17 protein-coding genes, 1 tRNA gene and 1 pseudogene are annotated in these 17,607 nt (G+C 46.5%); 10 read left to right on the top strand and 9 right to left on the bottom strand.

Annotation, left to right across the window (positions count from 1 at the left end; genetic code table 11):
- From MiSe_RS07200 to MiSe_RS07180, 5 genes are all read right to left on the bottom strand, one after another.
- Positions 1-197: hypothetical protein (locus tag MiSe_RS07200; protein WP_226576693.1), on the bottom strand; the 197-nt coding region annotated here is incomplete at its 3' end.
- 150 nt (positions 198-347) lie between these two features.
- Positions 348-521 carry a hypothetical protein gene (locus MiSe_RS07195; RefSeq protein WP_226576690.1) on the bottom strand — a complete coding sequence of 58 codons (174 nt, stop codon included), beginning with the start codon at positions 519-521 and terminating at the stop codon, positions 348-350.
- A gap of 39 nt (positions 522-560) precedes the next feature.
- Positions 561-851, bottom strand: coding sequence for a hypothetical protein (locus MiSe_RS07190; RefSeq protein ID WP_226576687.1), 291 nt, complete (start codon positions 849-851; stop codon positions 561-563).
- A 506-nt stretch (positions 852-1,357) separates the two neighbouring features.
- A complete protein-coding gene (locus MiSe_RS07185) occupies positions 1,358-1,981 on the bottom strand; it encodes a glycoside hydrolase family 24 protein (protein WP_226576712.1) in 624 nt (207 codons plus the stop codon).
- Between the two features lie 205 nt (positions 1,982-2,186).
- The gene (locus MiSe_RS07180) at positions 2,187-2,846 is read right to left on the bottom strand and encodes an NAD(P)H-binding protein (RefSeq protein ID WP_226576686.1); all 660 of its coding nucleotides are present in this window, start codon (positions 2,844-2,846) and stop codon (positions 2,187-2,189) included.
- A gap of 184 nt (positions 2,847-3,030) precedes the next feature.
- Between MiSe_RS07180 and MiSe_RS07175 the strand changes: the two genes are divergently transcribed.
- On the top strand, positions 3,031-3,711 hold the full coding sequence (locus tag MiSe_RS07175; RefSeq protein ID WP_226576683.1) for a DUF1997 domain-containing protein: 681 nt from the start codon (positions 3,031-3,033) through the stop codon (positions 3,709-3,711).
- Between the two features lie 140 nt (positions 3,712-3,851).
- Here the strand turns inward: MiSe_RS07175 and MiSe_RS07170 are convergent, their stop codons facing one another.
- Positions 3,852-4,322 (bottom strand): DUF4079 domain-containing protein, encoded by a 471-nt coding sequence (locus MiSe_RS07170; protein ID WP_226576669.1) that lies wholly within the window; start codon positions 4,320-4,322, stop codon positions 3,852-3,854.
- A gap of 165 nt (positions 4,323-4,487) precedes the next feature.
- Here MiSe_RS07170 and MiSe_RS07165 point away from each other — a divergent pair, with 165 nt between their 5' ends.
- From MiSe_RS07165 to MiSe_RS07150, 4 genes and pseudogenes are all read left to right on the top strand, one after another.
- Positions 4,488-5,966 carry an ankyrin repeat domain-containing protein gene (locus tag MiSe_RS07165; protein ID WP_226576667.1) on the top strand — a complete coding sequence of 493 codons (1,479 nt, stop codon included), beginning with the start codon at positions 4,488-4,490 and terminating at the stop codon, positions 5,964-5,966.
- A 68-nt stretch (positions 5,967-6,034) separates the two neighbouring features.
- Positions 6,035-6,550, top strand: a pseudogene (locus MiSe_RS53695) (GHMP family kinase ATP-binding protein); the annotation flags it as partial.
- Positions 6,551-7,264: 714 nt separating this feature from the next.
- Positions 7,265-8,122: a sugar phosphate nucleotidyltransferase gene (locus tag MiSe_RS53690; protein WP_226576710.1), complete on the top strand. Its 858-nt coding sequence runs from the start codon at positions 7,265-7,267 to the stop codon at positions 8,120-8,122.
- A 6-nt stretch (positions 8,123-8,128) separates the two neighbouring features.
- On the top strand, positions 8,129-8,464 hold the full coding sequence (locus MiSe_RS07150) for a hypothetical protein (RefSeq protein ID WP_226576664.1): 336 nt from the start codon (positions 8,129-8,131) through the stop codon (positions 8,462-8,464).
- 413 nt (positions 8,465-8,877) lie between these two features.
- Here MiSe_RS07150 and purH read toward each other — a convergent pair whose 3' ends face one another.
- Both purH and MiSe_RS07140 read right to left on the bottom strand, forming a co-directional pair.
- Complete coding sequence (gene purH / locus MiSe_RS07145; protein ID WP_226576661.1) at positions 8,878-10,410, bottom strand: bifunctional phosphoribosylaminoimidazolecarboxamide formyltransferase/IMP cyclohydrolase; 1,533 nt, start codon at positions 10,408-10,410, stop codon at positions 8,878-8,880.
- 67 nt (positions 10,411-10,477) lie between these two features.
- Complete coding sequence (locus MiSe_RS07140; protein WP_226576658.1) at positions 10,478-11,791, bottom strand: vWA domain-containing protein; 1,314 nt, start codon at positions 11,789-11,791, stop codon at positions 10,478-10,480.
- A gap of 775 nt (positions 11,792-12,566) precedes the next feature.
- On the opposite strand from MiSe_RS07140, the gene MiSe_RS07135 reads away from it, so the two are divergent.
- The 4 genes from MiSe_RS07135 (at position 12,567) to MiSe_RS07120 (ending at position 16,380) form a co-directional block, all read left to right on the top strand.
- Positions 12,567-13,181 carry an alpha/beta hydrolase gene (locus MiSe_RS07135; protein WP_226576654.1) on the top strand — a complete coding sequence of 205 codons (615 nt, stop codon included), beginning with the start codon at positions 12,567-12,569 and terminating at the stop codon, positions 13,179-13,181.
- Positions 13,182-13,304: 123 nt separating this feature from the next.
- On the top strand, positions 13,305-13,517 hold the full coding sequence (isiD, locus tag MiSe_RS07130; protein ID WP_226576707.1) for a protein IsiD: 213 nt from the start codon (positions 13,305-13,307) through the stop codon (positions 13,515-13,517).
- Positions 13,518-13,599: 82 nt separating this feature from the next.
- Positions 13,600-14,802 (top strand): bifunctional phosphopantothenoylcysteine decarboxylase/phosphopantothenate--cysteine ligase CoaBC, encoded by a 1,203-nt coding sequence (gene coaBC, locus MiSe_RS07125; protein WP_226576653.1) that lies wholly within the window; start codon positions 13,600-13,602, stop codon positions 14,800-14,802.
- A 30-nt stretch (positions 14,803-14,832) separates the two neighbouring features.
- On the top strand, positions 14,833-16,380 hold the full coding sequence (locus tag MiSe_RS07120) for a GMC family oxidoreductase (RefSeq protein ID WP_226576642.1): 1,548 nt from the start codon (positions 14,833-14,835) through the stop codon (positions 16,378-16,380).
- Here the strand turns inward: MiSe_RS07120 and MiSe_RS07115 are convergent.
- Positions 16,362-16,435, bottom strand: a tRNA-Pro gene (locus tag MiSe_RS07115). The two genes, MiSe_RS07120 and MiSe_RS07115, sit on opposite strands and share 19 nt — an antisense overlap.
- 125 nt (positions 16,436-16,560) lie before the next feature.
- Between MiSe_RS07115 and lipA the strand changes: the two genes are divergently transcribed.
- Positions 16,561-17,454 (top strand): lipoyl synthase, encoded by an 894-nt coding sequence (lipA, locus tag MiSe_RS07110; RefSeq protein ID WP_226576640.1) that lies wholly within the window; start codon positions 16,561-16,563, stop codon positions 17,452-17,454.
- Positions 17,455-17,607: the final 153 nt, after the last annotated feature.

Genomic DNA, 17,607 nt, shown 5'->3' with positions numbered 1-17,607 from the left:
GATGCTGATAGTACCCACTGCAAGAAGAACTTATAGCCATTTTCAGTCGAATCAACGGGTGGTAGGGGCAGGGCATCAGTCAGTTTTGCCGCTTCCTCAAAGTTTTTCTCCTGCCCTGCCCCGACGATAATATGGCGTCGCACCCAATGGAAAATCCCTATGGTAGGGAACATCAGTAAGTTTTGCCACCAACTCAAAGATTTTCTCCTGTTCCCTACGACAATGTTGTGTTGTACCGAATAAATCTCTTTTCAATCGCATCAACGGAGGGTAGGGAACGTCAGTAAATTTTGCCGCTTCCTCAAAGTTTTTCTGATGTTCCCTACGACTTCCCGGATTTACCCAAATCACCAAAAAACTCGGTAGGGAAATTTGGCAAAAGTATCCGGATGGTTATAGCACTCTGGGGAAGAAGGATTTGGTAGATGCACCCTGATATTCATCACCCCGGCTAGAGATAGTTGGGGTTTTTTGTTTCCCACCCAGAAATTTGGCGAAAAACATCCGGAAAGCGTACGCATCCCAGAGAAAGAAGTATTCAGTAGATGCACCCTGATTTTTTAACCCCCGGCTAGAGATAGTTGGGGGTTTTTGTTTCCAAGATTGACCCACATCGCCAACTTTCTAGGAAAGGAATTTTTGCCAAAATATCCAGATGCTGATAGTACCCACTGCAAGAAGAACTTATAGCCATTTTCAGTCGAATCAACGGGTGGTAGGGGCAGGGCATCAGTCAGTTTTGCCGCTTCCTCAAAGTTTTTCTCCTGCCCTGCCCCGACGACAATATGGCGTCGCAGCCAATGGAAAATCCCTGTGGTAGGGAACATCAGTAAGTTTTGCCGCTTCCTCAAAGTTTTTCTGATGTTCCCTACGACTTCCCGGATTTACCCAAATCACCAAAAAACTCGGTAGGGAAATTTAGCCAAAGTATCCGGATGGTTATAGCACTCTGGGGAAGAAGGATTTGGTAGATGCAACCTGATAATTACCCCGGCTAGAGATAGCTGGGGTTTTTTATTTCCCGGATTTACCCAAATCGCCAAAAAACTCGGTAGGGAAATTTGGCAAAAGTATCCGGATGGTTATAGCACTCTGGGGAAGAAGGATTTGGTAGATGCACCCTGATAATTACCCCGGCTAGAGATAGCTGGGGTTTTTTATTTCCCGGATTTACCCAAATCACCAAAAAACTCGGTAGGGAAATTTGGCAAAAGTATCCGGATGGTTATAGCAGCCAGTGGAAGAAGTATTTAGTAGATGCACCCTGACAATTATTAACCCCGGCTAGACATAGCTGGGGTTTTTTTTATCTGGCATTTAGGCAAAAAACAAAGAAACTGGGTTTGTGACGCGGCTACTATTTCCTTCTGGTCCTATTTTCGTTGGAGATAGCTGGTTTCTGGATAAGTCCAGATGGAGATTTACCCAGTTCTTCTTTGAGCATTCGTTCGTATATTTCTGGCAAGTGTTTGCTCATGGAATTGGTTTCGATGCCGTATCCTAGACTTGTCCAAGTGCCGGAAAGCATTCGCAATACTGGACGTACTTTCCCCTGGCGCAACATTTGGGGAATATCGGCATTCCAGTAGTTGCGATCGCTTAACCAATCATGAACCACCCGATCCTGATATTCTGGCTCAAAGCTATAAGATCTCCACAACAATATCCCCCCCGGTCTAGGATGATACCGGCGCGACATTTTACTCCAGGTTTTATTCAAAAACTGATACCGCCCCGCCGCTGTGGAACAATTACCTTTATTAGGTCCAACGGGTATGGTAATGCATCGATTTGGATGGCGATTCAGGTTGCGGACATACCTACCCCCGTAAAGCACGTGGTAAGGACGCGCATAGTTGGACTCGCTTGCCGAAATCGTCCGCATCAAGGCGCGAATGTAAGGATCGCCGCCCCGCATCGCCAAGGGCATTGTACCGCGCAAGCCAGTAATGTGGGTAGGAGGAGCGAGCCAATCTGGCATATAGCGCATTATCAATCCTTCCACATCTTGCCAATTCTGGATGGCAACGGTGAGTCCCAACGCGGCGATAGTAGCGACTAGGAGCTTTTTTCGACGACTTGAATCGGGGGATTTCTCTTCCCCTGATACCTGAGAAGGCGGCGATGTATCTACCAAATTGAGAACTCCTGCATCGACTTAAGGAAAAACACTTGCCTACAAGCAATCAAGCTACATTAGCAAACAAGTCCTGCCAGCTTTTTTCCGCAGCTTCTGGCTTGGCGACAATTTCTACTATTTTATTTTTAGCCTCCGCCTGAAACAATGCTTCGACGCAGACTTGCGCGACTTTGGTGCGGGGTATACTGCCGTCAAACAGGGTGTCAGCGGCGGACATCACAACTGGGTTGGTATTATCCTCATTTTTCAGCCCGCCCGGTCGCACTATCGTGTAAGTCAAACCACTTTTCTTGAGATACTCCTCAGCTTGTTTCTTCCACACCAAAATTAGCCAGAACAAATTCAGCGGGTGAAATAGCAGGGACGTACACAAGGAGGTAACCAAGACAAAATGCTCAATTCCCTTAGCTTTGGCTGCATTTACCAGATTTTTAGTCCCTTCGTAGTCTACTTGGTACGGCCCGGTTGGGTCAAAACTCGGTTTCGCACCCGTGGCGCACAGCAGTACGGTGCTATCGCCTATGGCAATACTCAGGGTATCTGGTTTGAGGACATCGCCTATCACTAACTCGGCCTCCGCAGGTAGAATTTCTCTAGCTTTATCCGCATCCCGCACTAAAGCACGCACGGGAATCTGACGCTTGACTAACTCTTGTACGATGCGGCGACCCGTCTCGCCTGTTGCCCCTGCTACAAATGCTTTCATGGGATCGGTTACCCTGGTTAAACTAGCAATTTTAACGTTTTCTTTAATTTAGTTTAAATATTTCATGAACTAAAAGGAGGAAGTTTTGTTGTTACGGTTAAGATTTGCAGTCAGCTTGTAACAATTGAAACCTGGAAGGGAATATTTAACATAACATTAGGACAACTCGCGCAGGTATGCGTCTATGCAATCAAATTACAGCGATTATCCAGCTATTGAAGTTACTAACAGGCTTGTGGATGCGATGCCGCCTTTTGCCAATCCTGATAATGTAATAGCAGAAACAGATGCGATGCAGCCGGTACGCTTTCACGGGCAGTTTGAAGATTGCATGGAAATGTATGCTGATGTTGGGACGGTTGCCGAATATCTCAACGCTCACCCGGAATGGTTTAGACGCTGCGCCCACCCAATGACGGCGCAACCCCTTGGTAACAATGGCTACGCTTTAACGATCGGGAGCTTCGGTTCTTTCGGATATGAGGTAGAACCGAAAATTGGCTTGGAGTTGCTGCCCCCCGATCAAGGCGTTTATCGCATCCAAACTATACCAGTACCGGATTACGTCGCTCCGGGGTATGATGTTGATTTTAATGCCGCGATGCAGTTGACAGAAGCGACGATTGATGCATCGGTAGGTTGTCCGGGGGATGTGACGCGGGTAGAGTGGCAGTTGGATCTGGTGGTGGCTATTCAGTTTCCCCGGTTTATTTATCGCTTGCCGATGTCTTTGATTCAAAGTACCGGCACTAGCTTACTCCGCCAAATCGTCAGACAAGTCTCTCACCGCTTGACTCACAAGGTACAGCAAGACTTTCATTCCAGCTTGGGTTTACCAATGCCGCGCAAAAAGGGTAATAGGTAATGGGTAATTGCTAATGGCTAATTGCTAATGGCTAACTTAATAGCTCTGCCAGTGTTCTCACGCGCCACCGAACTGTTAGGAAAGTGTCCGTGTTAAGTATATCTACTAGCAATTAGCAATTAGCCATTAGCCATTACCCATTACATTTTGCTAATAATGTTTTGCAGGATTTCCAATCCGGAGACGGCCTGCCAACCAAACAATCCCAACAGGCTGATATTCAGGACAATGTGGGTGTAACGCGCCCAATCTTGTCCTTTTTGCATGTAGGGAGAAAGCGCGGCAGAAATCGAAATCAGTCCGGTCATGCTTAATCCAACCAGCAGGTGAGGTCCAACAAACAGCTTACCGTTGTTGATGTAGGTAACCGCCATAGCGCCTATGGTGCCGAGAACCATTAAAGCAAACAGGATCGATCCTACCTGGTGGTGCTTGAGGTTAAACTTGCCTTTGATCAGCTCTTTGCGGGCGTCCCCTTCGGCACTTCTGGTGCGTCGGACTTGAATGCCTAAGTATAGGGCATAAATCGATAAGCCTAGCAGCACCCACATCAACAGCGGGTGACCGAATTGGCTCCAAGTTTTAATCGAGGCGGGGATTTCCAAGTTCATAGGACTGGGGTCGTCAGGTGAGGAACTTTAATAAAAGTTAGCATAAAAACACTTTTCTACACCTATCCTATGAGGACAAAACCATCACAAAGCATCTCAGTGAACTTCTCAAACTGCTGATTTGGCGCTAAGTTGTCAATGCTGAGGATGGAACGAGGAGCAGGCATGACCTCCACAAAAGATAAGGATGTCTTATTGAGAAGGGCGGCTCAAAGTGATGACATGCATCAGGTACAAGTCCTACTTGCCCAGGGTGCTGATGTCAATGCAACGGGGCGAGATGGCACGACGGCTTTGATGTTTGCTGCCCAAAATGGGTATACCGCGATCGCGCGCTTGTTACTAGATGCTGGGGCAAATGTTAATCAGCCCAAAAAACGGTTTGGCACGACGGCTTTGATGATAGCGGCAGCGGCAAATAACGTTGAAATCGTGCAAATGCTGCTGAATTGGGGTGCGGATATCAATGCTACAAACGAGGATGGCAGCACGGCGCTGATGGCAGCATCGCTGCGGGGTTATGCCGATGTGGTGCAAATTTTGCTTTCCGCCGGTGCAGAGGTGAATAGCAGGAATAAGGACGATAATACAGCCTTGCACTTGGCAGCAGAACAGGGTCATATCGACGTTTTGGCAGCGTTACTCTCTGCCGATGCAGACGCGAACAAACTCAGCGGCGGCGAAACGGCACTCACCCTCTCTGTGGCAGTTGGTAACGTCGTTGCGGTGCGGCTGTTGTTAGAGCATGGGGCAAATGTAGATACTAGAACGGGTGATGGCAGAACTGCTTTGATGCAAGCAGCAGAGTCTGGAGATTTAGCGATCGCTCAAATGTTGCTCGCTTGGGGCGCAGATGTCAATACCCAAGATGGGGAAGGCGAAACTGCTTTAACCCTAGCATCGGACCAAGGTCATGTAGATTTAGTGCGAAGTCTTCTAGAAGCAGCTGCTGATGTCAATATTAAAAACCAAGATGGGTGGACAGCTTTAATGGCAGGGGCGGCAGAAGGTTACGTGCCGATTGTGACGGCTTTACTGGACAAAAATGCCGATATTAACGCCAAAGATAACGATGGGGAAACAGCTTTACACCTTGCTATTGCCGAAGGTCACGATCGCGTGGTAAATCTCTTGCTCAACCGGGAAGCTGATATCGCAGCCAGGAATAATCTGGGCGATACGCCTTTGCTACTCGCAGCTTTGCAAGACCGCAGTACCATTGTGGCAGCGTTGCGACAAAAAGGAGCTGACTGCAATGCTAAAAACATGGGTGAAACGGCTTTAACTGTGGCAGCATCTGAGGGATTTGTGGATACTGTTATGGCGCTGTTGAATGCGGGGTGCGATCCCAATGTGACGGCGGATGATGGGCAAACTGCTTTAATTAAAGCCAGCGAACGTGGCTACACAAATATCATGCAGACATTATTAGCGAACGGTGCTAATGTGAATTTTCCAGACTTATCTGGTTCAACTGCTTTAATCTGTGCAGCTACTCGCGGTAATGCCCCAGCTGTAAAAATATTGCTCGACGCTGGTGCAGATGTCAACCTCGCCAACTTGAACGGCGATACGGCTTTGACAATTGCCCAATTAAACGGTTATCCGGATGTGGTGCAATTACTTTTGGCTGCTGGTACTTAATGCCAAAATGTGGGGGGTGGGGAAAAATAGCCTACTTCCTACACCCAAGCTCAACCAAAAACTAACTAATGAATATCATGAAAATTTTTGTTCCGGGACGCCTTTGTTTATTTGGAGAACATAGCGATTGGGCGGGTGGTTATCGCCGCATTAATCCCAATTTAGAAAAAGGCTACGCGCTGTTAGTTGGCACGAATCAGGGACTTTATGCCGAGGTACAACCCCATCCAACCCATCTAATTCTTCGCGCTTCCTTAAGTGATGGAACTCATCAAACCATATCCTTACCGATGTCAAGGCAGGTTTTGCTTGCCGAAGCCGAAAAAGGTGGTTTCTTCAGTTATGCTGCTGGCGTTGCTTATCAGTTTCTCACCCACTATCGCGTTGGCGGAATTGAAATTGATAATTACTTAACCGATTTACCAATTCAGAAAGGTTTATCTTCGAGTGCTGCTATTTGCGTTTTAATTGCTCGCGCTTTTAATCGCGTTTATGACTTAAAAATGACCGTTCGCGGCGAAATGGAGTTTGCCTATTTAGGCGAAATTACCACTTTTTCCCGCTGCGGCAGAATGGATCAAGCTTGTGCTTATGGCAGTCGCCCAATTTTGATGATTTTTGATGGCGATCGCATCGATGTCATCGAACTAAATGTACCCAAAGATTTATTCTTTGTTATCGTCGATCTCGGCGCGGGCAAAAACACCCAAGAAATCCTAAGCAATTTGAATCAATGCTATCCCTTTCCCACTAACAAATTGCAACAGAATGTCCAAAAATATTTAGGTTCTATCAGCGCTCAAATTACCCAAGCAGCAGTTAACGCCCTGCAAAAAGGCGATGGGCAACAAATTGGCGCACTGATGAAAAAAGCTCAAGCTGAATTCGACCAATATTTAATCCCGGCTTCTCCCTCCCAATTAACTTCTCCCGTTTTGCATAAACTCCTGAATTATCAACCAATTCAACCTGATATTTTAGGCGGGAAAGGCGTCGGTTCCCAAGGGGATGGCACGGCGCAATTTATTGTAAAAGATGAGTCTAGTCAGCAAAAAGTTATAGAAATAATTGAGCGCGATTTTCCTCAGATGCAATGTTTGAAGCTGGCAATCAAAAGTAGTCTCAATTCTGAGAATTTACCTGTTGTGGCGGGCGGGCAAGATGCCCACCCCACAAGAGAACACCCCACAAGAGAAATAGAAAAGTATCCTTTAACTATCAATCTTGGCGGGCAAGATGCCCACCCCACAAGAGAAGCAGAAAAGTATCCTTTAAAAAGAAAGGTTCGCAAAGGTGTAATTCCGGCGGCTGGTTTTGGAACTCGCTTATTTCCAGCTACAAAAGCTGTCAAAAAAGAACTGTTTCCAATTATCGATCGGGAGGGGCGCGCCAAACCGGTAATTCTGTCAATTGTGGAAGAATTAATCAGTGGGGGAATAGAAGAAATTGGGATAGTGGTACAAACATGCGATCGCGCACTTTTTGAGGAATTCTTTAAATCTCCACCTTCCCCCGAATTCTTCAACAAATTATCGCCCCAAAATCAAGAATACAGCCAATATCTCCAAGACTTAGGCAACAGAGTCACAATTCTCACTCAAGAAGTTCAGTCAGGTTACGGTCATGCTGTATTTTGTGCCAAAGACTGGGTCAACAATGAGCCATTTTTGCTATCGTTAGGTGACCACGTTTACTCATCGGATACGGATATTTCTTGTGCCGGACAAGTTATAAATATTTACGAAAAAGTAAATCAAAATGTTGTAGGATTAACAACAATGCCAGCAGAGATTATTCAAAAAGCTGGTTGCGTTACCGGAGTTTGGCAAGAATTAAACTCGATTATTTCCTTGACTCAAGTTGCTGAAAAACCAACCGTTGAATATGCCCGCCAGCATTTGCGGGTAGAAGGAATGGCAGAGGATGAATTTTTATGCATTTTTGGTTTATATGTCCTGACGCCAACAATTTTTGATTGTTTGTCAGAAGATATCAAAAATAATATCCGCTTCAAAGGTGAATTTCAGCTAACAACATGTTTGGAAAAATTGCGACAAAAGGAGGGAATGACAGGCTATGTTGTTAAAGGAAAGTGTTTTGATACGGGAATGCCGGATGTTTATCGGCAAGCAATGATTGATTTTCGCAACAGTTAGCAGTCAATGAATTTACTAGATTTACTACCAAGCACAGTCTCTTTGGTGTTAGTCCCTATTTTATACGGATTGATTGCCGGAATAACAATCGGAGGATTCACTGCGTTGAGGATGCGGAAGATTTTAGTAATAATTTGGACAATTGTTGGGTCAATAATCGGGGTCTATATTGGCTCGGGAATTGGATATATTTTATTCAATATCGTGCATCCCAATCCAGACTTTATCGAGGGACTGGGTTTGATTATATTTTACTTGAATATCGGGATGTTAATCGGTTCTATTTCAGGGGCTGAAATTGGAATTATTATCTTTGAACGCTGGCGTCGTTCCAGGAGTTGATCCGCAAGCGTTAGCGAACGCTAACGCGGTTTAATTCTTCGGGGGGGAAAAGAGTAATATCAAATCCATTGAGATCGGAATTAGTAATCTCTCTTCTCTTTCTCTGCGGAATGTCGCGCCTTTTGCGGTTTATTAATTCAGACAAAACCGGAAACGATATAACTGACAGTTTTACTTGCATACGAAAAAGCGCCTGGGAGTCTTGCCGTGTTTCGACCCCAAGCGCTTTTTCAACAAAACTTGCTCCTCACACTCCTAAAACAATATCAGTTGTTCAATTCAAGTAGATATGGGGTGAGTGACACTTTCCCAACTGTAACATCTTGCTTGCGACATATTTCGTAAAGGAGACTTGAAATTTCTTCACATATATCCCCGCAACTCCCCGCTCAAGGGGGTTGGGGGATATTTTGCTAATGCAAAAAGTGACGAATTTCTGTAAAAATCATCACCAATCCTAGCTGATTCGCAGCTTTAATGGAATCTTGATCGCGCATACTGCCACCGGGTTGGACGATCGCAATAATGCCGGCGGCGGCGGCGGTTCTTACCGAGTCGTCGAAGGGGAAGAAACCATCACTGGCGAGGAAAGCACCTTGAGCTTTTTCCCCAGCTTGTTCTAGGGCAATTTTTGTCGATCCGACGCGATTCATTTGACCGGCACCCACACCCAGGGTAGTGCGATCGCGCGTTACTACAATTGCATTCGATTTTACATGCTTGCAGACTTTCCAAGCAAATAGCAATTCTGCTAATTGTTCTGGCGTCGGTTGTTTTTCCGTCACCACTTGCCACTTGCTGGTATCTTCTACCACATCATCGGATGCTTGTACTAGGAAACCGCCTGCGATTGGTTTCACCGTTTCTTTTGGTCCGCCGCTCAAATCTGGCAATATTAAGACGCGCAAGTTAGATTTTTTCGCCAGAATTTCTTGCGCTTGGGTTTCGCATCCCGGTGCGACGATGCACTCTAAAAATGTTTTGCTTAATTCCTTTGCTGTGGGTGCATCGATGGGTTTATTTAACGCCACAATGCCGCCAAACGCGGAAACCGAATCAGCATTAAAAGCTTTTTGGTAAGCTTCCAATAAACTATTTCCTTCCGCCGTGCCGCAGGGATTGGTATGTTTAATAATCGTAGCGGCGGGTGTATCGGTAAATTCGGCAATAATGCGGCGCGCTGCTTCTAAATCGACTAAGTTGTTGTAACTTAGTTCTTTCCCTTGGAGTTTAGTCGCTGCACTCCAACCGCTTGGAGTAGTTCCAGTTTGATACCAAGCGGCGTTTTGATGGGGATTTTCGCCGTAGCGGAGTGCTTGTAAGGGAAAGCCTGAAAGGGTAAATTGAGTTGGTTGCCCGGATTGGTTGCCCAGGTAGGATGCGATCGCCGAATCATAAGCTGCCGTATGACAAAATGCTTCATAGGCGCAAGCTTGGCGAAACTCTAAAGATACTTCTCCCTGTGAAGATCGCAACTGTTGCAAATAGGCGTCATACTGCGCCGGATTGCACAAAACCGTCAGATGGGCGAAATTCTTAGCCGATGCCCGAATCATAGCAGGGCCGCCGATATCAATTTGCTCGATTGCCTCTGGTAGGGTAACGTTTTCTTGAGCGATCGTTTGCTCAAACGGATACAAATTCACCACCACTAAATCGAGCGGGCGAATTTGATGAGTTTCCAAATCTACCACATCCTGGGGTAAATCTCGCCTTGCCAAAATGCCGCCGTGTATGCGGGGATGCAGCGTTTTGACTCGACCTCCCAAAATCTCTGGAAAACCCGTGTAATCTGATACCTTAGTCACTGGTAACCCAGCTGCTTTCAGCGCCGAAGCAGTTCCACCACTACTGATCAGATCGAACTTAAATTCTTCCACCAAACTGCGGGCGAAATCGATTAATCCTGTTTTGTCAGATGTACTCAGCAGTGCCAGACGTACCATTGTTCAATTCTCAATCTGTAGTGCGGATAATGTTCTCAATTAAAACCCCGCCCTCCGGGACGGGGAGTCAACCTTTATCGTTAGAATCGGGTTGAGAAACACCAATGAGGGTAGGATCGAAAGGCTCATCGCTACCCTTTTTAGATATTTTCCTCAATTGGCGCGATTGCAGGTCAAAATTTAGATTAGCCAGCGTTTGAGCTTCCTTTTCCATCATAGGGGAGTTGGGAGCGCACAAAACTCGTCTGCGCGCATCTTTTAACAATTGACTGGCAGCTTCATAATTGCCGTGGGCGATTTGTTGCATCGCTTCTTTTTTAGCCCTTGCTGCCATCATCAGCGTCACCCGTTGCTGAACTTGTGGATGAGGCAGAAATTCCTCTAGCTGATTTGAGGACATCACGGGTAAATGCAGTGCTTTGAAGATTTTTTGCTGCATATCCTGTTGCGGGTCGATCCAACCCAAACGGAAGTAGCACAGATCTGCCGCCTGTTCGATCGGTGGAACGTGGAGTCGCACCACGACTTCCAGCGCGTTGCCCATGACTAAATTCGGCAATTGGAACTGCCCCCGACTATCGCAAGTCAAATCGCTTAGCACGTCTTCCAGTTCTACTGACCCTTGAGGATTAACCGCAAGCGTCACTGTATGTCCAATCGTTGCGATCAAATCTTGCAGTTCTGTCCGGAAGATCGTTGGTAATTTTTGCGACGATGCAATGTAGTAATATTGCCCGCCTCCCTGGCGAGCCATCACCATCAGCAGATTTTCGTAATAAGCGTTACCGACGCCCATCGTCGTGGTGCTAACGCCTCGTTGTGCCAGATCGTATACATCGGTGCCGATCACTTGATTATTCCGCTCCCCCACCCCTGCTAGTCCGTCCGAAAGCAGAATCACCCGATTTAATTGTTCCGGATTGAGATGCTTCACCACTTGCATCGCACCTGCCAACCAACCTGCATGGAGAGCGCTGCCGCATCCAGGCTCAATTTGCTGGATTTGATAGATAATATTGGCTTTATCCTCTGCTTGCGTACTATTTACCAAAGTGTGGATCGCGCGATCAAACGTGATTACACTGATCCGGTCGTTGGGTCGAAGTTGCTGCACGGCATAGCAAGCTGCTTGGCGAACCAAATCGATTTTCTGCCCTTTCATCGAACCGGAGCGGTCAATCACCAAACTTAAATTGAGCGCTGGTCTTTTGAGCTTCAATTCTATTGCTGGCGGGATGATTCTCACCAGAACGTCCAGGGTGGAGGGTCGGTCTGAACTGACTGCAGCACGTAAGGGTAGTAATTCGATTTGGGGTTTAGGCTCTTCCATCCCGACGATCTCCTTGGGGTGGCGCTTGAGAGGAGCGATTGTTGCTTTCATGGCAGCGCTGTGAACTACATTTTTTCCCTACATACTAGGGTAATTTATCTCGAAATGATATATTGAAATGCCAGTTTTCACGGATTCTTCATAACTCTATCGCTGTTCTTAACAGAACCTTATAATACAGAATTTAAGCTTATATCTGGTTTGTCAAGAACAGGTTAAGTCAAGCGAAACCGGGTTTCTGTTGCCATAGAAACTTATACCATTTTCCTTTGTTGACGCTACCTCTAAATTTCTCTTTTTGCTTTTTTTGTTTTCCTCTCCCCCAGGATATATAGGAGCGCTAAGGGAAACTGGTATTACTTTTGTCTCCAATTTGACCCAAAACATTGATTTGACTAACATCGTCTTACCCATCAGTTGTAGAATAGAGACGATTTGAGTCGTCCCAGTGTCTCCAACGCCACGGGATATCGCTTCAGTTGAGATAATCATCATCAAAACGCCAACCGGACATGGGTGTCTTCCCCCTCACCCCCTGACACCGCTGTTTGTAATTCCTGTTCGGTGACAATAACTATTAGGGAAAGAATATGAACCGATCTGAATGACTGAGGGTGAGCTTTTGACTGATGTATAGCATTCAGTAGCACTAGATCAGCCGAAGATAGGGGTTGAACCAGTTTAACGTCGGTGTGCGTTGGCGCAGCTAGCCCTTGGCATATCGCGGCAGCAACGCTGGCGCGGATGCGCTATGCCAGCCGCAGGCATATCGCTCATACAAGTTTAAAATCGAATGGGTATGCATTTATCTGATTAAGGAGCAACTTTGGAGTCTCTCAGCACAATTACCATTCCCCCCACAACCGGACAACCACCAACGGGAACCATTGTCTGTTTGCACGGCTATGGAGCCAACGCCCAAGATTTGGCCTCCTTAGCACCCTATTTAAAGTTATACGATTACCAGTTCATTTTTCCCGATGCCCCCTTTCCTCACCCGCAAGTGCCAGGGGGAAAGGCATGGTACAGCTTTGAGAATAATGATGGTTTAACCGAAAGTCAGCAAATTCTGACTGACTGGATTTCTTCTTTAGAGAATAATACTGGAGTGCCTTTGTCGCGCACAATTCTAAGTGGATTTTCCCAGGGGGGTGCAATGACTCTTGATGTGGGGTTGAAATTTCCTTTAGCAGGTTTGGTGAGTCTGAGCGGTTATTTGCATAGTGGTGCTGGTGAAACAAAGACGGATTCGTTTCCTCCTGTATTAATCGTGCATGGCGAACAAGATATGGTAGTCCCGGTGAATGCGGCTCAAAACGCAAGAACGACTTTAACCAATTTGGGGGTAGCTGTAGAATATCAAGAATTTAACATGGGGCATGAAGTTACCTTAGAGGTTTTAAATTTAATGCGAAGTTTTGTATTGCAAGTGATGTCTTGAGAATCGCCAGCTTAAAGCCACGGGGATGATGGAACGAAGGTATTTTTTAATTCACGGGATGAAGTGGGTAGTATAGTAAGAATGAATGCGGGAGACAAATCCCGCTTGCAAGAGGTGCCGGGGATGAAAAAAGCAAGCATTTCTAACCGCGATATTGCGGCGATGAGCGTAGCAGATGTAGCCGAGTTGGCTGCAAGGCTAGAGCGAGATGAATATAAGAGTGCGTTTGAAGGGTTGGAAGATTGGCATTTGCTGCGAGCGATCGCTTTTCAGCGTCCAGAGTTAGTCGAGCCATATATCCACCTACTCGATCTCGAACCCTACGACGAAGCGTAACCGATTTTAGATTGGCTAATGGCTAATGGTAAAAAAAGCAATTAGCAATTAGCAATTAGCAATTAGCAATTAGCAATTACCGATGACATCGAACAGGGTTTTAATTGGTATAGGCGGTGGTATTGCCGCCTATAAAGTCTGTGAAGTGGTTTCAGCACTGGCAAAATCTGGCATCGAAGTGCGAGCCATTTTAACTGATGCTGCTTGTGAATTTATCACGCCCTTAACGGTAACAACGCTTTGCCGCCATCCCGCCTATACCGATAAAGATTTTTGGCAACCTACCCACAAACGTCCGCTGCATATTGAATTAGGAGAATGGGCAGAAGTTTTGGCGATCGCTCCCTTAACAGCGAATACTTTAGCAAAACTCGCCCACGGTTTTGCTGATAATTTACTAACTAATACAGTACTCGCTTCTACCTGTCCAATTTTACTAGCACCGGCAATGAATACTGATATGTGGGAACAGGCGGCGGTGCAGCGGAATTGGCAGCAAATTCAACAGGATACCCGGTATCATAGTGTAGGGCCAGGAGCGGGGATATTGGCTTGCGATCGCATCGGGAAAGGACGCATGGCAGAACCCCCAGAAATATTAACCCACATTCAATCTTTATTGCACACAAAAGGCCAGCGAGACTTATCTGGAAAACGGGTATTAATCAGTGGGGGAGGAACGCGGGAACATCTAGACCCGGTGCGCTTTATTGGCAACCCCTCCACGGGTAAAATGGGAATTGCTCTAGCACAGGCAGCCGTTCACCGAGGAGCGCATGTAACCTTGGTACACGGCGCGATGGACGCGAAATTGGTGGAATCGGTGGGGGATATTAGAACGATCGCTATCACCAGTGCCGCCGAAATGCATCAAGCAATGCTAGAACATTTTTCCCAAGCCGATTTAACTATCATGTCGGCGGCGGTAGCTGATGTTAAACCAGCCAATTATAGTCATGAAAAATTACCAAAAAAATCCCTTCCGACTGCCTTACCTTTAGAACCAGTAACGGATATTTTAGCAGAATTAGGACATTTAAAACAACCCCATCAACGCTTAATTGGATTTGCCGCCCAAACGGGAGATATTGTCACGCCAGCCAGGGAAAAAATGCGGCGAAAAAAAGTAGATGCAATAGTTGCCAATCCGATTGATAAATCCGATAGTGGTTTTGGTAGCGACAATAACCAAGCTATCTTTTTAGACACACAAGGACGCCAGTTAGAAATTCAACCTTGTTCTAAATTAGAAATGTCTCATCATTTGTTCGATTTTATATTATAATAAAAATAAATATTTCAAGTAAAAAAAGCGATGATAGCTGAATACGATTATGTTGTGATTGGTGCAGGTTCGGCAGGGTGTGTAGTAGCCAATCGTTTAACCGAAGATGGTGAAACGACCGTGTTGTTACTCGAAGCTGGTAGTCCGGATACGAAACCAGAAATCCACCTGCCTATAACCAGGCCCAAACTACGGGGTACGGAAGTGGACTGGGCATATTTTACCGAAGCAGAACCCCACCTGAATAATCGCAAAATCTATTGTCCGCGCGGTAAAGTTTTAGGTGGCAGCAGTTCAATTAATGCCATGATTTATATCAGAGGTAACCGCCACGATTTCGACCATTGGCAAGCATTAGGCAATCCGGGTTGGAGTTACCAAGATGTGTTGCCCTACTTCAAGAAATCTGAAAACCAGCAGCGAGGCGCATCCGAATTTCATGGTGTTGATGGACTGCTTAACGTCACTGATGCACTTGAACCTAACGCGGTATCACAACGCTTTATTGACGCAGCTGACGCACTGGGATATGGGCGCAATCCTGATTTTAATGGCGCGATTCAGGAAGGTGCGGGAATGTTTCAGCTAACCATCAAAGATGGAAAGCGGCAAAGTACGGCGGTTGCATTCCTGCATCCCATTTTAGAAGGTCCCAATTTAACGACTACTACCAGCGCATTAGTGACTCGTTTATTGTTTGATGGGACACGCACAATTGGGGTGGAATATCTGCACAATGGGACGCTGCACCAAGCTTTTGTAAACCAGGAAGTAATTCTTTCTGCTGGGGCATTTGATTCACCGAAACTATTAATGCTTTCGGGAATTGGCAATGCCCAAGATTTGCGTGCATTAGGAATTTCCCCCATCGTTGATTTGCCCGGTGTGGGTCAAAATCTCCAAGACCACCTAGCTGTTAGTGCCGCCTACCTTGCGACTGTTGATGTGATACCTGCGCCAACCAGCAACCTCGGGGAAGCTGGGTTGTTCCTTCATACTGAAAATAAACCAGACGCTGCGCCAAATTTACAGTTTCATTTTGGTGTACTCTTGTGGGTGCAACCTGAGCTTGCCCGCCCTGGTTCGGGATTTTCTATTGTGCCATGTCTGCTGCATCCCCAGAGTCGCGGTAGTGTGAGTTTGCGTTCTTCTTCCCCTAACGACTCACCAATAATTCGGATGAACTATCTTCAAAGTGAGGAAGACCTGCAAGTGCTAGTAGAAGCGATTAAAATTGCGCGAAATCTTGCTAATTCAGGAGCATTTGATGAGTACTTGGGCGAAGAAGTTGCTCCTGGTGTCAACGTGACAAGCGATGAAGACATTAAAGCTTACATTAGACAAAATAGTGATAGTCTTTACCATCCTGTCGGCACTTGCAAAATGGGAACTGATTCAATGGCGGTTGTAGACCCCGAATTGCGAGTACATGGTGTTGAGGGGTTGCGCGTTGTCGATGCATCAATTATGCCAACCCTGACTTCGGGAAACACGAATGCACCCACAATTATGATTGGGGAAAAGGCAGCCGATATAATTTGGCAAACGACAAGAAAAAATCGGGATGACAGGATTTGAACCTGCGACCCCCTCGTCCCGAACGAGGTGCGCTACCAAGCTGCGCTACATCCCGGATTTAACCGACAGCCTTATTATCATATCACGACGTTAAACCAAAAATTCATAAATATCATCGCGCTTGCTATGATAGAAGCCTTGATGGTGAATCGGTAAAACTTCAGCAGATAGAGGGCAGGCGTGGTAGTTAAGCCAGAATGGTTGCGGGTGAAAGCGCCTCAGTGGGAGCGCGTCGGGAACGTTAAAGAAATTTTGCGGGATTTAGCCCTCAATACCGTTTGCGAAGAGGCATCTTGTCCCAACATCGGCGAGTGCTTTAATAACGGTACGGCAACTTTTTTGATTATGGGACCAGCCTGCACGCGCGCTTGTCCCTACTGCGATATTGATTTTGAGAAAAAGCCGAAACCCCTCGATTCGACAGAACCACAACGCTTAGCCGAGGCTGTCCGGCGGCTAAAGCTCAATCATGTAGTAATTACCTCGGTAAATCGGGATGATTTGCCAGATGGGGGCGCTTCCCAGTTCGTCCGATGCATTGAAGCAGTCCGCGCTGCTTCCCCCGGTACGACAATTGAAGTGCTGATTCCGGATTTGTGCGGTAATTGGGAAGCTCTAGAAACCATTATTGCCGCAGCGCCAGAGGTACTAAACCATAATACGGAAACAATTCGGCGTCTATATCGGCGGGTGCGTCCCCAAGGTGAGTATGACAGGACAATGGAATTATTGCAGCGATCGCGCACAATCGCCCCCTGGCTCTACACCAAATCTGGCATCATGGTAGGACTGGGCGAAACCGACGCCGAAGTTCGCGCAGCGATGCAAGATCTGCGAGCGGTCGATTGCGATATCCTGACGATTGGGCAATACCTCCAACCCAGTCAAAAGCACCTGCAAGTGCAAAACTTTATCCCCCCAGAACAATTCGACGCCTGGAGGCAATACGGCGAATCTTTGGGATTTTTACAAGTTGTTGCTTCACCCTTGACAAGAAGCTCATATCATGCTGAGCAAGTGAGAGCGTTAATGGAACGATATCCCCGCTCACGAGGGGTGAGCCAGATTAATTAGAAATTGCCACAATTTGTGCGCAATTGCGCACAAATTTTTTCTCTGTCCGCAATTTGGAACCAATTGGTGCCAAATTTCCCAGACTCATCCCTCCACCCCAGTCATCGGTCACCACTTGGTCAAAAATAACTAAGGACTAAAGACTAAGGACTA

The sequence above is a fragment of the Microseira wollei NIES-4236 genome (genome assembly GCF_020521235.1).
Classification (GTDB): Bacteria; Cyanobacteriota; Cyanobacteriia; order Cyanobacteriales; family Aerosakkonemataceae; genus Microseira; species Microseira wollei.
Note: the sequence above shows the minus strand (reverse complement) of the source record. Positions and strands in the feature narration are given on the sequence as shown.

Coding starts and splice junctions, on each gene's coding strand:
- MiSe_RS07180 (WP_226576686.1), bottom strand. CDS start 2,846: ATGAAAGCATTTGTAGCAGGGGCAACAGGCGAGACGGGTCGCCGCATC.
- MiSe_RS07175 (WP_226576683.1), top strand. CDS start 3,031: ATGCAATCAAATTACAGCGATTATCCAGCTATTGAAGTTACTAACAGG.
- MiSe_RS07185 (WP_226576712.1), bottom strand. CDS start 1,981: ATGCCAGATTGGCTCGCTCCTCCTACCCACATTACTGGCTTGCGCGGT.
- MiSe_RS07170 (WP_226576669.1), bottom strand. CDS start 4,322: ATGAACTTGGAAATCCCCGCCTCGATTAAAACTTGGAGCCAATTCGGT.
- coaBC (WP_226576653.1), top strand. CDS start 13,600: ATGACATCGAACAGGGTTTTAATTGGTATAGGCGGTGGTATTGCCGCC.
- isiD (WP_226576707.1), top strand. CDS start 13,305: ATGAAAAAAGCAAGCATTTCTAACCGCGATATTGCGGCGATGAGCGTA.
- MiSe_RS07120 (WP_226576642.1), top strand. CDS start 14,833: ATGATAGCTGAATACGATTATGTTGTGATTGGTGCAGGTTCGGCAGGG.
- MiSe_RS07150 (WP_226576664.1), top strand. CDS start 8,129: ATGAATTTACTAGATTTACTACCAAGCACAGTCTCTTTGGTGTTAGTC.
- MiSe_RS07165 (WP_226576667.1), top strand. CDS start 4,488: ATGACCTCCACAAAAGATAAGGATGTCTTATTGAGAAGGGCGGCTCAA.
- MiSe_RS07195 (WP_226576690.1), bottom strand. CDS start 521: ATGCGTACGCTTTCCGGATGTTTTTCGCCAAATTTCTGGGTGGGAAAC.
- MiSe_RS07140 (WP_226576658.1), bottom strand. CDS start 11,791: ATGAAAGCAACAATCGCTCCTCTCAAGCGCCACCCCAAGGAGATCGTC.
- purH (WP_226576661.1), bottom strand. CDS start 10,410: ATGGTACGTCTGGCACTGCTGAGTACATCTGACAAAACAGGATTAATC.